Below are 16,330 nucleotides of genomic sequence, written 5' to 3'. Positions count from 1 at the left end.
CGTTTATTTTTTTAGAAAGGAAACAGATGTTAGAAGGTATCGTTAGAGAGAGTATCGGTAGAAAAGCTGCTAAAGCTTTAAAAAGAGATGGTTATCTAATCGCAAACATCTACGGAAAAGGATTAGAAAACATCAATGCTGCTTTTAAAGTAAATGAATTTATTAAAGAAGTACGCAAAAAAACTACTTTAGCTTTTGATGTAAAAGTAGCAGATAAAGTATTAAATGTTGTGGTAGTTGATTATCAAAAAGATCCTGTAACTGCAGAATTAAAACACGTAGATTTAAAAGTAGCACAAAAAGGTGTTATTTCTAAATATATGGTTCCTGTAAAAATCGTAGGAACAGCTATGGGTCTTAAAAATAAAGGTGTTTTAATCCAATCAAAAAGAAGATTAAAAGTAAAATGTGCAGCTGAAAACTTACCAAATTATTTTGAATTAGATGTAACCAAACTTGATGTTGGTGATGCACTTTTAATCCGCGATGTAGTTGTACCCGAGGGTGTAACTATGGTTGATGCTGATAGAGTAGCTGTAGTTGGCGTAGAAAAAGCAAGATAAAATGACCTTAGTCGTAGGACTTGGTAATATAGGAGAACAATACGCCCAAACCCGTCATAATGTAGGGTTTATGCTAATTGACTTAATTTTGAAAGACTTGCAAACAACAAAGCTTTCAAATACTAAATTTAAAGGAGAGCTTTTTAAAAGCTCTTCTACTCTTTTTTTAAAACCTTCCACTTATATGAATTTATCCGGAGAAAGCGTAAAAGCTGTTAGTGAATACTATAAATGCGATAGAATTATTGTAATCCATGATGATATAGATTTAAATTTAGGTGCTTTGAAATTTAAAATAGGTGGATCAAGTGGTGGGCATAATGGACTTAAAAGTATAGATAATCTTTGTGGTAATGCTTATGAGAGAGTACGTATAGGAGTAGGAAAAGGACAAGATGTAATTTCTCATGTTTTGGGGAAATTTAAACAAGAAGAGCAAGAAAGTTTAACTAAGGTTTTAGAACATAGTAAAAAAGCCTTATTTGAGCTTTTAAATTCTGATATAGAAAAAATCGCTTCAAAATATTCTTTAAAAAGTTAAACGATGAGTATATTTTTTCGCTATATTTCATCTTTGTATTTAAAATCATTTTTTATTTTATTTTTTTCTTTGACTTTTTTCTTTGTAGCGATTGATTTTTTGCTCAATTTCAATAGGCTACCAAAAAGTGCAAATTTAGAGCTTTTATATATATTTTTCTTAACATGCTCAGCGGCTTCTTATATACTACCTTTAGCTATAGTCCTTGCTTTGGTTTTATGTATTTTTAATATGATACGCTCGAATGAATTTGTTAGCTTATATGCTTTGGGTTTAAGTAAAAATCAAGTGATTTTTTATCCTTTTTTATGGGCTATGTTTTTTTGTTGTGTTTATGTTGGACTTAATTTTAGCTCCTTTGCTTATGCAGATGAATATAAAAGTAATATTCTTAAGCGTGGCGTTGTAGATAGAGAGGGTGGGGAAGTTTTGATTAAATATAATGATAAATTTATTTATATACAAAAAACAAGTTCTCAAACCCTATATAATGTAAAAATCTTTGATGTAAAAAATTTAGACATTCAAAGCATAATCCATGCAAAAACTGCTAAATTTAATGGAGATTCTTGGGATTTAAATGATGCTAAAGCTACTAATGTACCACAAAATTTGATTGTTTCAAAAGAGGGTTTAAGTATAGAAGAATTTAAAAATATTAAAGGTTTAGAAGACTTTTCTCCAAAAATTTTAGAAAGAATTTCTTTAGTAGAGAGCAATCCTTCTTATTCTATTTTAGACGCGCTAGAAAGTATGGCAATTTTTGCAAAACAAAATATTTCTACTAATACACTTAGAACAAGCTTGTATTCTTTGGTTCTTACACCATTTTTTGCGCCATTTTTAATGCTTATTGTGTATTATTATTTCCCTTTAACAGCAAGATTTTTTAATCTCGCACTTTTAGCTTTTGTGTTTTTTGTGTGCATACTTTTAGTTTGGGGTTTATTGTTTTTATTAACAAGATTGAGTGAAAATGAAATTTTACTTCCAGAGCTTGGTATAATGCTGCCAGTATTTATTTTAATGAGTATAGGAAGTTTTTATTATTTTAAACACAAATAACTACAAGTGAGGTTTTTATGGATTATTTAAAACTAGCAAAAGAATACAGCACACCATTTTATATTTATGATTTTGATAAAATCAAAGAACGCTTTATAATGTTAAAAGATGCATTTAAAGCAAGAAAATCACAAATTTTTTATGCAGTTAAAGCAAATTCTAATTTAAGTGTTTTAAAACTTTTAGCTTCTTTAGATAGTGGGTTTGATTGTGTTAGCGCAGGCGAGATTTATAGAGCTTTAAAAGCAGGAGCTAAAAATTATAAAATTATTTTTAGCGGGGTAGGTAAAAGTGCTGATGAGTTAAAATATGCTTTAGAACAAAACATACTTTATGTAAATTTAGAAAGCTATGAAGAAATGCTTCTTTTAGAACAAATTGCTAAAGAAAATCAAAAGATAGCCCGTATAAGCATAAGAGTAAATCCAAATGTAGATGCTAAAACACATCCTTATATTTCTACAGGTTTGCATGAAAATAAATTTGGTGTAGATATAGAAAGTGCTAAAAAAATGTATCTTTATGCTAAAAACTCACAATTTTTAGAGCCAGTTGGAGTGCATTTTCATATAGGCTCTCAAATTCTTGATATAAGTAGTATTCATGAAGCTTCAGCGATTGTTGCAAAATTAGTAAAAGAACTTTTAGCTTTGAAAATTAATATTAAATTCTTTGATATAGGTGGGGGTTTAGGAGTTTGTTATAAAGATGAACAAGAGCCAAATTTATATGATTATGCTCAAGGAATTTTAGCAAGTTTACAAGGTCTTGATGTGTGTATAGGTATGGAACCTGGTAGATTTTTAGTGGCAAATGCAGGTGAGTTTGTTACTAAAGTTTTATATGAAAAATTTAATGATAAAAAGCGTTTTGTGGTTGTTGATGGGGCGATGAATGATTTATTGCGTCCAAGTTTATATAGTGCTTATCATGAAATCAAGCTTTTGAGCGAAAATAAAGAAGAAAGCCTTTGTGATATTGTTGGCGGGGTTTGTGAAAGTGGAGATTTTTTAGCTAAAGATAGAAAACTAGCTAAAACAAAAGCAGGAGATTTGATCATAGTTAAAAGCGCAGGTGCGTATGGTTTTAGCATGAGTAGTAATTATAATACTCGCAATAGAGTATGTGAGCTAGCTTGTGAAAATGGTAAGGTAAGAATGATTAGAAAAAGAGAAAGTTATGAGGATCAAATTGCATTAGAGCTTGATTTTTTAAAGGATTGAAATGTTGTTTTTAGATGTGCAAGGAACTTTGATTTCAGATTATGATAAAAGTCCTATAAATGGTGCTTTAGAACTCATTAAATCTTTAAATAAAGAAAAAATTCCTTATGTGATTATTACCAATAATACCAAAAAATTAGATTTTTTAAATTATTTGCAAAATTTGGGTTTTGAAATTAATGAAAAAGTTTATATCGATCCTTTTTGTGTTTTAAAAGATCATTTAAAACCTTGTAAAATAGCAGCTTTTGGAGCAAAAGAATTTTTAGATTCACTTCAAGAGTTAGGTTATGAGCTTGATTATAAAGATCCAAAAGCATTCTTGGTGGCAAGTTATGATGATTTTAAATTTCAAGATTTTGCTAGTATGATAGAGTATCTTAAAAATGGTGTGCAAGCTATAGCAATGCATGAAAGTAGTATTTATAAGAAAAATTCAAGGCTTTATCCAGGCGTTGGAAGTATTATGTCTATGCTTAAAAATGCATGCGAGTTTGATTATAAAGTGATAGGAAAACCTAGTAAGGCTTTTTATGAAAGTGCTTTAAATTTATTAAAACAACAAGATTGTAATGTAAGTTTTGAAAAGACTTTAATCATTAGTGATGATTTTAAAGGCGATTTGCTTGGTGCTTATGAGCTTGGCATGCAAACAGCCTTAGTTTTAAGCGGTAAAATTTCTAACACTCAAGGTCTTGATACAACTAAACTTAATTTTGTATATGATAGTATTAAGGATTACTACATATCGAGGTTTAAATGAAAGAGATAGAAAAATTACGCAATAAAATCGATACCATTGATGATAAAATTTTGGCTTTACTTAATGAAAGAATGCTTCATGTTAAAGATATAGGAGTTATTAAGCAAAATTTAGGTGGAAGTATTTATAGACCTGAGCGCGAAAGAGCTATTATAAATAGACTTAAAAATTATAATCATGGTTTATTAGATCAAAATGCAATCGAAGCAATTTATCAAGAAATTTTTGCTGTATCAAGAAATTTAGAAATGCCCCAAAGCATAGCTTATTTAGGACCTGAGGGAAGCTATACGCATCAAGTAGCAAGAACGCGTTTTGGTGCTATGAGTCGTTATACTCCACTTGCAAATATAGAAGATGTTTTTAAAGAATTAGCTCACAAAGAAGCAAAATATGGAGTAGTACCTATAGAAAATAATACAGCAGGTGCAGTGGGTGTGACGCTTGATTGTCTTGGAAAATATGAAGATGTAAAGATTTTTGCTGAAATTTATATGGACATTCATCATTCTTTTGTAAGTATGAGTGAAAATTTAAAAGATATTAAACGCATATATTCTCATCCACAAGGCTATAATCAATGTAGAAATTTTTTAGAAAGTCATGATTTAAGCGAAGTGGAATTTGTAGCAAGTAAATCCACAGCTCATGCAGCTTACTTAGCTTCGCAAGATGTTACTTCAGCTGCGATTTGCTCTAAAATTGCAGCAAAACTTTATAATGTGCCTATATTATTTGAAACGATTGAGGATAATTTGGCAAATCGCACTAGGTTTTTGATTTTAAGTGATATAAAAATACCTCAAATGCCTCATTGTAAAACTTCTATTTTAGCACTTGCTGCACATAAACCAGGTGGGCTTAGTGATTTATTATATGAGTTTAAAAAAGAGGGGATAAATTTAACAAAACTTGAATCACGCCCTATAAAAACAAGAGAATTTGTACATAGTTTTTATATAGATTTTGAAGGACATATTGATGATGAAAATGTCCAAAGAGTATTAAAAAAAGCTGATCATATAAAATGGCTTGGATCGTATTTATCAGGAGAAAGTAATGAAATTTAATCCTTTTTTAGAAGCTATTAAAACTTATGAAAGTGGCAAGGATATGGATTTAATTGCTAAAGAATATGGTTTAAAAGAAGTTATTAAACTAGCGAGTAATGAAAATCCTTATGGTACAAGCAAAAAAGCTAAAGAAGCCATTATAAATAATGCACATTTAGCTCATTTGTATCCTGATGATACTATGAGTGATTTAAAACAAGCTTTAGCGCAAAAATATGATATTTTAAAAGAAAATCTCATCATAGGTAGCGGGAGTGATCAAATCATAGAATATATAGTACATGCAAAACTTGATCATTCTAAGGCTTATTTACAATGTGGGGTTAGCTTTGCTATGTATGAAATTTATGCAAAACAACTAGGAGTTAAGGTTTATAAAACCCCAAGCTTAACCCATGATTTAAATGAGTTGTATGAGTTATATCAAAAGCATAAAAATGAAATCAAAGTAATTTTTTTATGCTTGCCTAATAATCCTTTAGGTGAGTGTTTAGACGCAAGTGAGGTTTTTGAGTTTTTAGAAAAAATTGATGAGGATTGTTTGGTAGCCATTGATGGAGCTTATAATGAATTTGCTTCATTTAAAGATAGCAAAAAACATATCAACCCTAAGGAATTAATCCATAAATTTCAAAATACAGTATATCTAGGAACCTTTTCTAAGCTTTATGGTTTGGGTGGTATGAGAGTAGGTTATGGTATAGCTTGCAAGGAAATTATCAATGCGTTTTATAAATTAAGAGCACCTTTTAATGTGACTAATTTGAGTTTAAAAGCTGCTGTTGCTGCGTTAGATGATGATGAGTTTGTGCAAAAAACTTTGGAAAATAATTTTTCGCAAATGAAACTTTATGAAGATTTTGCTAAAAATTATAAAATTCGATACATTCCAAGCTATACAAATTTTATTACTTATTTTTTTGATGAAAAAAATAGCACAGATTTATCTGAAAAATTGCTTAAAAACGGTATAATAATAAGAAATTTACAAAGTTATGGTTTAAATGCTGTGCGTATAAGTATAGGTACAGAGTATGAAAATTCAAGGTTTTTTGAAGAGTTTTCTAAAAATTTTTAGTTTGTAGGAAATAAATGGATTATAAAACTATACTGCACCAAGTAGGTCAGCTTTATCAAAATTTAAGTTTAAGACAGCGTATTATCATTGCTGCTTCTATTGTTGTTGTAGTTGGATTTTTAGTATTTTTAACCCTTTTTAGAAGTGGTTCTACAGTAGCTAGTGAGGCTGGATATTCAGTATTATTCGAAAATGCTAATACTAGTGATTCAGCGATGATAGTAACGCAACTTGAAAAAAGCGGGGTTCCTTATATTTTGCGCAATGAAGGAACTATTTTAGTACCTAATGAACAAGTGTATAAACAGCGTTTGGCTATTGCTTCTGCAGGGTTATTGCCAAAAGATAATAAAGTAGGTTTTGAGCTTTTTGATAAACAAGAATTTGGCGCAACAGAAGCTGAGCAAAAGGTAAAATACCAAAGAGCATTAGAAGGTGAACTTGCCAGAACGATTGAAAGTTTAGAGCCTATTCATAGCGCCACAGTGCATATTGCTTTTGCTAAAGATACACTTTTTACTCAACAACAAGTCCCACCAACTGCTTCAGTAGCTTTGACGATAAAAGAAGGCTTAAAGCTTAATAAAAAGCAAATTATGGGGATTAAAAACTTAATTGCTTCTTCAGTGACAAAACTTACTCCTGAAAATGTAAAAATCATGGATCAAAAAGGTATTCCTTTAGATGATGAGGGTGCTTTTGAGAGTGATTTAATTGCTGCTCAAATTAAATATAAAAGAGATCAAGAATATGAATTAGAGCAAAAAATTGTTGCTTCTATTGCTCCATTTGCGGGTGGTTATGATAGAGTAGTGGCAAAGGTTAGTATTGATTATGATTTTTCTAAAGAAGAATCACAAAGTGAAGTATATGATCCAAACACAGTCGTGCGTAGTGAGCAAACTTTAGAAGAACATAGAGAAGGCTATAAAGATAAAGAAATTCAAGGTGTGCCAGGTGCTGTTTCAAATATCGGTCCTGTAGAAGGTTTAGATGATAAAGGTGCACGCGAGGTTTATACTAAAAACCAAACTACAACTAATAATGAAATTTCTAAAAAAATTACCAATACCACTAAGCAATTTGCAACCGTTAAAAGAATTTCTGCGGCCGTTGTAGTAGATGGAAAATACAAAGTAATTACTGATGATCAGGGAAATATTACTAATGAATATATTCCTTTGAGCGATAAAGAAATTCAAGCTATTGAAAATCTCACTAAAGGCGCTATAGGTTTTAATCTTGCTAGAGGTGATGCGGTTGAAGTAAATAATTTGGAATTTCATAGAACAGCTAAAGTTGAAAATAAGGTTCAAACTTTCTATTCAAGATTTGTTGAGCCATTTATCCCACCTGTTAAGTATATCTTTGCTGCGATTTTACTTTTCATCTTTTATAAAAAAGTTATTGTGCCATTTTCACAAAAAATGCTTGCAGATATTAAGCTTGAAGAAGAGATGGAAGGAAAAGACGGGCAAATCATTGATGAGGCTGAAGATGCTATTGAAAAATTCAACGCAGCACGTAAGAAAGTTGAAGAACAACTTGGCTTTGGGGATAATTTTGATGAAGATGCACTTCAATACGATGTCTTGCTCGAAAAATTAAGAGCAGTGGCTAATGAAAAAGGTGAAGAAGTAGCATTATTGTTACAAAAACTTGTTGAAAATGAAGCTGAATTTGGTGAGAAGGATATCTGATGATAAAGCTTAGTGAAGAACAAAAAATGGTCTATGATGACCTTTCTATGCCCGAAAAGGTCGCAATTTTTTTAATCCAACTTGGAGAAGATGTAACGACAGTTTTATTTTCTCATATGGATATTAATGTCATCACTGAAATTTCTCGCTATATCGCTTTAGCAAAAAATGTTGATAAACCAGTTGCTACTGCAGTTTTAGAGGAATTTTATACTTTATTACAATCAAACCAATATCTAAAAAGTGGCGGTTTGGAATATGCAAAAGAAATTTTATTTAGAACTTTTGGCCCTGAAATTGCCAATAAAATTTTGGAAAAACTTACCAAAAGTATGGAAAATAATCAAAATTTTGCTTATCTTTCTCAAATCAAACCACAACAGCTTGCTGACTTTATCATTAAAGAACACCCGCAAACTATAGCTTTGATTTTAGCTCATATGGATACTACTCAAGCTGCTGAAACTTTGGAATATTTTAGCGATGAGTTAAGGGCTGAGGTTGTAATAAGAATGGCAAATCTTGGGGATATTTCACCTTCAATTATCAAAAGAGTATCTGCGGTGCTTGAAAGTAAACTTGAAAGTCTTACTTCTTATAAAGTTGAAGTGGGTGGTCCAAGAGCGGTTGCTGAAGTGCTTAATCGCTTGGGTCAAAAAGCATCCAAAACAACACTTTCTTATATTGAGCAAAGTGATGAAAAACTTGCTACAACCATTAAAGATTTAATGTTTACTTTTGATGATATTTCTCAGCTTAGTACTAATGCGATTAGAGAAGTTTTAAAAGCTGCCGATAAACGTGATTTGATGATAGGTTTAAAGGGTGCAAGCGAGGATTTAAAACAAAAATTTATGGCAAATATGTCAACGCGTGCTGCTGAAGCTTTTGTAGAAGAAATGGGCTTTTTGGGTGCTGTGCGTGTAAAAGATGTTGAAGAGGCTCAAAGAAAAGTTGTAGAAGTGGTACAAAAACTTGCAGAACAAGGTCTTATCCAAGTGGGTGAGGCTGATGAGATGATAGAGTAAGATTATGGCTAAATTAACTAATGTAATTTCACCTGAAAACATTTCTGCTCATGTAGTTGAGGGATATCATTTTAAAGTTATGAGTGAAATGTCTTCTAATGAAGAGCAAAAACAAGAAGAAACTCAAACTATAAATCAAACTCCTCTGGCTCAAAATGCTACTCAGCAAGCAGTGGAAAATCAAACAGTAGAAACTACCCCACAAGTCTCACAACCACAAATCCAACCTGATTTTGTAGAAGATTTGCTTAAAAAAACTGATGAAATGTCAGGAAATATTATTAAATTACAAATGCAAATAGAAAGCCAAGAGGCTGAATTTAATAATCGCTTAAATACAGAATTAGAACATGCAAAAGAAAAATTTACCAAAGAAGGTTATGAGCAAGCTCAAAAAAATTTTGAAAGTGAATTAGAGGCTTTAAAAGAAAAATACTTAAAAAGTGTAGAAAAACTTGAAAATACAGTGCAAAATTTAAATGAGTTTTTATCTAAAAATGAAAAAGAATTAGCCGATACAGCTGTAATTATCGCAAAAGAAGTGATTGCAAAAGAACTTGAGGAAAATTCCTCACTTATAGCATTAAATTTAGCAAAAGAGCTTATGAATGAGCTTAAAAATGCTACTAAAATAGAATTAAAACTTAGCCCTGATGATTTTGAATATGTAAAATCACATTTAGAACAAGAACAAAGTAATATCAAATTTAGTCTTGATGATGCGATTAATAAGGGGAGTATTTTAATATTAAGTGATGCAGGCAATATAGAATCAAACCTTAATAATCGTTTGCAAAAAATCAAAAATATGGTTAATGAATGATAGACTTAAATAACTTAAATATTAAAAATATGCAAATTAAAGAGTTAGAAAATTTAGCTAACAATTTGCGTGAAGTTATTATAGACACAGTGAGTAAAAATGGTGGACATTTAAGTTCAAATTTGGGTGTAGTTGAGCTTAGTATAGCTATGCATTATGTTTTTGATGTAAAAAAAGATCCTTTTATTTTTGATGTTTCACATCAATCTTATCCACATAAGCTTTTAAGTGGTAAAATAAATAATTTTCATACTCTAAGGCAATTTAATGGTTTAAGTGGTTATACAAAGCCTGATGAGGGAGATTATTTTGTAGCAGGACATTCAAGCACTTCTATATCTTTAGCAGTTGGAGCTTGCAAGGCTATAAGATTAAAAGATGAAGATCGTTTGCCTGTTGTATTAATAGGTGATGGAGCGCTAAGTGCGGGTATGGCTTATGAAGCTTTAAATGAACTTGGTGATAGAGAATACCCTTGTGTAATCATTTTAAATGATAATGAAATGAGTATATCAAGGCCAATTGGAGCTATTTCAAAATACCTTTCTCAAGCAATGGCAACGCAGTTTTATCAAAAATTTAAAAAACGCATAGAAAATCTTTTAGAATACTTTCCTCAAGGCGCTTCTTATATGGCAAAGCGTTTTGAAGAGGGTTTAAGGCTTATCACACCTGGACTTTTGTTTGAGGAATTAGGGCTTGAGTATATTGGTCCCATTGATGGACATAATTTAAATGAGGTTATTAATGCGCTCAATCAAGCAAAAGCTATGAAAAAACCTTGCGTTGTACATGCGCAAACTATCAAAGGCAAGGGTTATACATTAGCCGAGGGAAAAAATGCTAAATGGCATGGAGTAGGTGCTTTTGATAGAAGTAGCGGGGAGAGTTTAAAGGCAAATATAAGTAAAAAAAGCGCCACAGAAATTTTTTCAAATACCCTGTTGAATTTAGCTCAAAAATATGAAAATATAGTGGGTGTAACTGCTGCTATGCCAAGTGGTACTGGACTTGATAAATTAATAGAGAAATATCCTGAACGTTTTTGGGATGTCGCAATTGCAGAACAACATGCAGTTACTTCTATGGCGGCTATGGCAAAAGAAGGTTTTAAACCTTTTATAGCAATTTATAGTACTTTTATGCAAAGAGCTTATGATCAAGTAATTCATGATTGTGCTATTATGAATTTAAATGTAGTTATAGCTATGGATAGAGCAGGAATTGTAGGAGAAGATGGAGAAACTCATCAGGGTGTTTTTGATATTAGCTTTTTAAGTGCTATACCAAATATTACTCTAGCAGCTCCAAGAGATGAGGCTATGATGGAAAATATTATGGAATATGCATATTTTCATCAAGGCGTTTTTGCTTTTCGCTATCCTAGGGGTAATTTTTTATTAAATGATGATTTTAATCCATGTGAGATAAAACTTGCTAAAGCTCAAATTTTATCTAAAGTACAAAGCGATAAAGTATTTTTAGGTTTTGGTCAAGGTGTGGCTAAGGCAAAACTAGCTTTAGATAAACTTGGATTAGATTATGCGAGCTTAATAGATTTGATTTTTGCAAAGCCTTTAGATGAAGAGCTTTTAAAAGAGTTGGTAAAAGATACAAAAACTTGGTTTGTTTTTTCAGATAGTGCTAAAATAGGTGGAGTGGGAAGTTTGATTGCAAATTTTTTACAAAAAGAAAATCTTTATCATATAAAACTAGTAAGTTTTGAATTTGAAGATCAATTTATAGCCCATGGCAAAACAAGTGAAGTGGAAAAATTTTTAGAGCTTGATATTGATTCATTGTGTCAAAAAATTAAAATTTATTAAAAGATAAAAAATATCTTTTAATATAATCATTTTTTTATAAAAAAAGAGTTATACTATAAGTAAAAATATTTGGAGAATAGACTATGGAACTTATTCAAATGCTTAAAAACTGTGATTTAAAAGCTACTCCACAAAGACTTTGTATTTTAAAAATTTTAAAACGCCACGAGCATCCTAATATAGAATCTTTGTATGAAAGTATTAAAGAAGAATATCCTTCTATCTCATTAGCTACGGTATATAAAAATTTAAATACCTTAAAAGAACAAGGTTTGGTAGTAGAAATTAATACTCCAAATCAAAAAACTTGTTATGACATTTATGAATATCCACATATTCATGTAATTTGTAGTAAATGCAATCACATAGAAGATGTGCGCTATGAAGATAGTGGGATTAATAAATACCAAGAAGATCTTGAGAAAAAGATTGGTAATATTATTGATTATCTTGGCGTGTTTGCTTATGTGAATGGTTGTAAATTTTGCAAGTAAAATGATTTGTGAAGTACAAAGACGCTTTTTAATTGAAAACGATGATTTTATCAAAATTTTAAAAGAAGAAAAACTTGCTTATTCTAAGGATAAAATACGTGTATTTTTTACACGTATAAATCCTTTTTGTGATATCAAATATAAAAAAATAAATCAGGATTATTATCAATTTACATTTTATAAATTACATGATATTTTAGATAAAAAAACTCATAAAATATCTAAAAAAGAATTTAAACATCAAAAAAGTAAAAATGCTATAACCAATATAATAAAAAAAACAAGAATTAGTTTTGAGCTTGATAATACCCAATTTTTCCTTTATAAATTTAAAAACAATTTAAAAAATTTGGTCATTTTAAAAGTGATTTTTTCCACCGTTGAAGAAGTAAAGCGGTTTGATTTACCTCATTTTTTTAAAAATTATAAAGAAATTACAGATGATGAGAATTTTTATAGTAAAAATTTAGCATTATATGGGGATCTTTCTAAAGTTTTTGATAGTGCTAGATGTATTAAAATTTTAGATAAACAAAAAGATATTAACTTGCATTTTCCAAATCAAATTCAAAGTTTTTCAGCTGGTAAAATTTTACTTTTCGTTCTTTTAAAAAACTTAAAAAATGACAGATTAAATTTTTTAAAAAATTCAAGTGAAAAAAACTTGGAACAATGTTTTATAAGCCTTAAGCAAATTTGTTTTTGTCTTGATGTTTTTGATACTCTTTTTGAAAAAAATATTCAAAATAAGCTAAAACAACAATTTTCATTTTTGATAAATCAAATTAATATGAAAAAATACCATGAGTTTGAACTAGAAAAATATATTTTTATTTTAAGCGATGAAAAAATTAATGATATTTTTCTTGATATGGATTTTATTTTAAAAAATGATTATGAATTTTATCAAGGAAAAAATCAAATTTTAAAGTCTTTAATAGCTTTTAAACTAAGAAAAGAATTAGTTTTTTTAAAGAAAAAAATTGTAAAATCTCAAACAAATCTTGAAGAAGAATTAGAAAAAATAAAATTTTTATTATGCTATTTTGCAACTATGTTTGAAGAAAAAAGCATTAAAAAGTCGAAAAATTATTTTAAACATAATCATTTAGACCAAAATTCTTATGATGAAAATATGATAAAACAAATTGAAAAAAGCATCAAAAAATTAAAAATATATAGTTAGGAAAAACATGCAAAAACAAGAAAAAATAGTTAAAATGTTTGATGATATAGCACCAACTTATGATAAGGCTAATAGAATTTTAAGTTTTGGAAGTGATGTGAGTTGGAGAAAAAAAGCTTGTTTGGATGTTTTTAAATTTTCTAATAATGAACTTGATATTATCGATGTAGCTTGTGGTACGGGCGATATGATTATAGAATGGCAAAATCAAGCCTTAAAAGCAAATAAAAACATTACGAGTATAAAAGGGGTTGATCCAAGTGCGGGTATGCTTGAAGTGGCTAGGAAAAAAATTCCTGATGCGACTTTTGTACAAGCAAAAGCACAAGAACTTCCACTCGAAAATGAAAGTGCAGACATCATAAGTATAAGTTATGGCATACGCAATGTGGTAGATAGGAAAGAAGCTATAAAAGAATTTGCAAGAGTGTTGAAAAAGGATGGGATTTTACTTGTACTTGAATTTACCAAAAGAGAGCAGGGTGGTTTTATAGCTGCTTGTAGAGATTTTTACTTAAAAAATATTTTGCCAAAAGTGGGTGGATTTATCAGTAAAAATTATAGCGCTTATGAGTATTTACCAAATTCTATAGAAGATTTTTTAAGCAAAGAAGAATTTATCAAAGAATTGAGTGGGCATTTTGAAATGCTAGAGTATAAAAGCTTTAGTTTTGGTGTTTGTTCTATGTTTATTGCAAGAAAAAAATGAAAGTTTCAGAACTTAATCTAAAAGCTAAAAGCTTATTAGAATTTCATCTTGATGATATAGAGCTTAGTGGGGAAATTTCTAAAATTACCATTCATAGTTCAGGGCATTGGTATTTTGATTTAAAAGATGAAAAATCAAGTATAGCTTGTGTGATGTTTAAAGGTTTTAATCAATTTGTTCAAGCTAAACCTAAGGTTGGTGATATGCTTGATCTTAGAGGTTATGTGAGTTTATATGAAGCAAGTGGTAGGTATCAATTTATCGCTAAAAGTATGCAAAAAACAAGCCTTGGGGATTTAGAAGCTAAATTTTTAGCCCTAAAAGAAAAGCTTGAAAAAGAAGGTTTGTTTGATACAAATGCTAAAAAAAGCATTGCTAAATTTCCTAAAAAAATAGGCATAATCACTTCTTTTACTTCAGCTGCTTTGCAAGATATGTTAAAGCTAATTTCACAAAAAGAATACAATCTTTGTAAAATAACTATTTTTAATGCACTCACTCAAGGACAAAGCGCTCCAAATTCTTTGATAAATGCTTTAAAAAAAGCTGATGAGTTTAATTTAGATGCGATTATTTTAGCAAGAGGTGGCGGGAGCAGAGAAGATTTGTTTTGTTTTAATGATGAAGAACTTGCAAGATGTATTTTTTCTTTAAAAACGCCTATTGTTTCTGCTATTGGACATGAGATTGATTATGTTATTAGTGACTTTGTAGCAGATTTAAGAGCACCAACTCCAAGTGCGGCTATTGATATGATTTTTCCAAATAAACTTAGCTTAGAACAAGGACTTGATGAGCTTGCTATACGTTTTAAAAATCAAATGCTAAACCATCTTAAGTTTTATCAAAATAAAATCGATCATTTGCAAAATTTAGCTAAAGCGAAATCTTTAGAAAATGCTTTTTTTCTTAGAAAACAAAAGCTTGATTTTTTACAAAGTCAACTAAAGAGCGTTTTAAATTTAAAATTATTAAACTATGAAAACAAACTTAATAATTTTGAAGAGCTTTTAACTCAGCATAAAAATTTCTTTGATAAAAGTAAAAATTTGATAAATTTACAAAAAGATGGCAAAAATATCTCTCTTGAAAAACTAAAAAAAGGAGATATTATAAAACTTTGCTCAATAAATGAGAGTAAAGAAGCTCAAATACTATAAAAAGGAGACAAAATGAGAGTAATGAATTTTAGTGCAGGTCCTTCAAATCTGCCTGATGAGGTTTTAAAAGAGGCACAGGAGCATTTGTTTGATTATCATGGTAAAGGCTTTTCTATTATGGAAGTTTCTCATCGTGGAAAGGTTTTTGAAGAAGTGCATTTTGAAGCTATTAAAATGGCAAAAGAGCTTTATGGTGTAAATGATGATTATGAAGTGCTTTTAATGCAAGGTGGAGCTAGTTTGCAATTTGCTATGATACCTATGAATTTATATATGGGTGGAGTTTGTGAATTTGCCAATACTGGTGTTTGGACTAAAAAAGCTATTAAAGAGGCTGAAATTTTAGGAGTAAATACAAAAATAGTAGCAAGTAGCCAAGAAAGTGAGTTTGATCATATCCCACAATTTGAATTTAGTGAGAATGCAGATTATGCTTATATATGCTCTAATAATACCATTTATGGAACTCAGTATAAAAGCTATCCAAAGACTAAAAGTCCTTTGATAATTGATGCTTCTAGTGATTTTTTCTCTAAAAAGATAGATTTTTCTAATGTTGCTATGCTTTTTGGTGGTGTGCAAAAAAATGCGGGAATTTCAGGACTTGCTTGTGCATTTGTGCGTAAAGATATGATAGAGCGTAGTAAAAATAAAAATATACCTAGCATGTTAAAATACAGTGTTTATGCTGAAAATAATTCTTTATTTAATACACCTGCAACCTTTGCTATATATATGTTTAATCTTGAAATGAAATGGCTTTTAAATCAAGGCGGCTTAGATAAAATCAATGAGCAAAACATACAAAAGGCTAAAATTTTATACGATGTGATTGATGAGAGTAATGGTTTTTATAAAGGTCATGCCAAAAAAGAGGATAGATCATTAATGAATGTTAGTTTTAATATAGCTTGTGATAAAAACTTAGAGCCAGTTTTTGTAAAAGAAGCTGAAGAAAATGGTATGATAGGTCTTAAAGGGCATAAAATTTTAGGTGGAATTCGCGCTAGTATTTATAATTCTATCAGCATTGAAAAGGTTCAAAAGTTAAGTGAATTTATGAAAGATTTTGCTAAAAAACATGCTTGATTTGATAAA

At 29.8% G+C, this 16,330-nt stretch carries 16 protein-coding genes; all 16 read left to right on the top strand.

What is annotated here, in order from left to right; all coding sequences use genetic code 11:
* The first annotated feature begins 26 nt into the window (after positions 1 to 26).
* The 16 genes from L8T90_RS02125 (at position 27) to serC (ending at position 16,321) form a co-directional block, all read left to right on the top strand.
* Positions 27 to 563 (top strand): 50S ribosomal protein L25/general stress protein Ctc, encoded by a 537-nt coding sequence (locus L8T90_RS02125; protein ID WP_133319540.1) that lies wholly within the window; start codon positions 27 to 29, stop codon positions 561 to 563.
* Between the two features lies 1 nt (position 564).
* Complete coding sequence (pth, locus tag L8T90_RS02120) at positions 565 to 1,104, top strand: aminoacyl-tRNA hydrolase (RefSeq protein ID WP_263736585.1); 540 nt, start codon at positions 565 to 567, stop codon at positions 1,102 to 1,104.
* A gap of 3 nt (positions 1,105 to 1,107) precedes the next feature.
* A complete protein-coding gene (locus L8T90_RS02115; protein WP_263702333.1) occupies positions 1,108 to 2,169 on the top strand; it encodes an LptF/LptG family permease in 1,062 nt (353 codons plus the stop codon).
* A gap of 17 nt (positions 2,170 to 2,186) precedes the next feature.
* Complete coding sequence (gene lysA / locus L8T90_RS02110; RefSeq protein ID WP_263736584.1) at positions 2,187 to 3,392, top strand: diaminopimelate decarboxylase; 1,206 nt, start codon at positions 2,187 to 2,189, stop codon at positions 3,390 to 3,392.
* Position 3,393: 1 nt separating this feature from the next.
* Complete coding sequence (locus L8T90_RS02105; RefSeq protein WP_263736583.1) at positions 3,394 to 4,155, top strand: HAD-IIA family hydrolase; 762 nt, start codon at positions 3,394 to 3,396, stop codon at positions 4,153 to 4,155.
* Positions 4,152 to 5,225 (top strand): chorismate mutase / prephenate dehydratase, encoded by a 1,074-nt coding sequence (locus L8T90_RS02100; RefSeq protein WP_039668829.1) that lies wholly within the window; start codon positions 4,152 to 4,154, stop codon positions 5,223 to 5,225. Before L8T90_RS02105 ends, L8T90_RS02100 begins: the two co-directional genes overlap by 4 nt.
* On the top strand, positions 5,215 to 6,306 hold the full coding sequence (gene hisC / locus L8T90_RS02095; RefSeq protein ID WP_263736582.1) for a histidinol-phosphate transaminase: 1,092 nt from the start codon (positions 5,215 to 5,217) through the stop codon (positions 6,304 to 6,306). Before L8T90_RS02100 ends, hisC begins: the two co-directional genes overlap by 11 nt.
* Positions 6,307 to 6,320: 14 nt before the next feature.
* Positions 6,321 to 8,006, top strand: coding sequence for a flagellar basal-body MS-ring/collar protein FliF (gene fliF, locus L8T90_RS02090; RefSeq protein ID WP_263736581.1), 1,686 nt, complete (start codon positions 6,321 to 6,323; stop codon positions 8,004 to 8,006).
* A complete protein-coding gene (gene fliG / locus L8T90_RS02085; protein ID WP_012662055.1) occupies positions 8,006 to 9,034 on the top strand; it encodes a flagellar motor switch protein FliG in 1,029 nt (342 codons plus the stop codon). Before fliF ends, fliG begins: the two co-directional genes overlap by 1 nt.
* 4 nt (positions 9,035 to 9,038) lie before the next feature.
* Entirely contained in the window at positions 9,039 to 9,857 is an 819-nt protein-coding gene (fliH, locus tag L8T90_RS02080; RefSeq protein WP_263736580.1) for a flagellar assembly protein FliH, read from the top strand.
* Positions 9,854 to 11,683: a 1-deoxy-D-xylulose-5-phosphate synthase gene (gene dxs / locus L8T90_RS02075; RefSeq protein WP_263736579.1), complete on the top strand. Its 1,830-nt coding sequence runs from the start codon at positions 9,854 to 9,856 to the stop codon at positions 11,681 to 11,683. The genes fliH and dxs overlap by 4 nt, the downstream gene beginning before the upstream one ends.
* An 83-nt stretch (positions 11,684 to 11,766) precedes the next feature.
* A complete protein-coding gene (gene perR, locus L8T90_RS02070; protein ID WP_263663926.1) occupies positions 11,767 to 12,177 on the top strand; it encodes a peroxide-responsive transcriptional repressor PerR in 411 nt (136 codons plus the stop codon).
* A complete protein-coding gene (locus L8T90_RS02065) occupies positions 12,155 to 13,363 on the top strand; it encodes a hypothetical protein (RefSeq protein ID WP_263736578.1) in 1,209 nt (402 codons plus the stop codon). The genes perR and L8T90_RS02065 overlap by 23 nt, the downstream gene beginning before the upstream one ends.
* 7 nt (positions 13,364 to 13,370) lie before the next feature.
* Positions 13,371 to 14,072 (top strand): bifunctional demethylmenaquinone methyltransferase/2-methoxy-6-polyprenyl-1,4-benzoquinol methylase UbiE, encoded by a 702-nt coding sequence (gene ubiE, locus L8T90_RS02060; protein WP_263736577.1) that lies wholly within the window; start codon positions 13,371 to 13,373, stop codon positions 14,070 to 14,072.
* Complete coding sequence (gene xseA / locus L8T90_RS02055) at positions 14,069 to 15,232, top strand: exodeoxyribonuclease VII large subunit (RefSeq protein WP_263736576.1); 1,164 nt, start codon at positions 14,069 to 14,071, stop codon at positions 15,230 to 15,232. Before ubiE ends, xseA begins: the two co-directional genes overlap by 4 nt.
* Before the next feature lie 12 nt (positions 15,233 to 15,244).
* On the top strand, positions 15,245 to 16,321 hold the full coding sequence (gene serC, locus L8T90_RS02050) for a phosphoserine transaminase (protein ID WP_263736575.1): 1,077 nt from the start codon (positions 15,245 to 15,247) through the stop codon (positions 16,319 to 16,321).
* Positions 16,322 to 16,330 lie beyond the last annotated feature (9 nt).

Origin of the sequence: Campylobacter sp. RKI_CA19_01121 (assembly GCF_025771295.1) — a bacterium.
Lineage (GTDB): Bacteria > Campylobacterota > Campylobacteria > Campylobacterales > Campylobacteraceae > Campylobacter_D.
The sequence above is the reverse complement of the archived record's forward strand: the minus strand, read 5'-3'. Positions and strand labels throughout refer to the sequence as shown.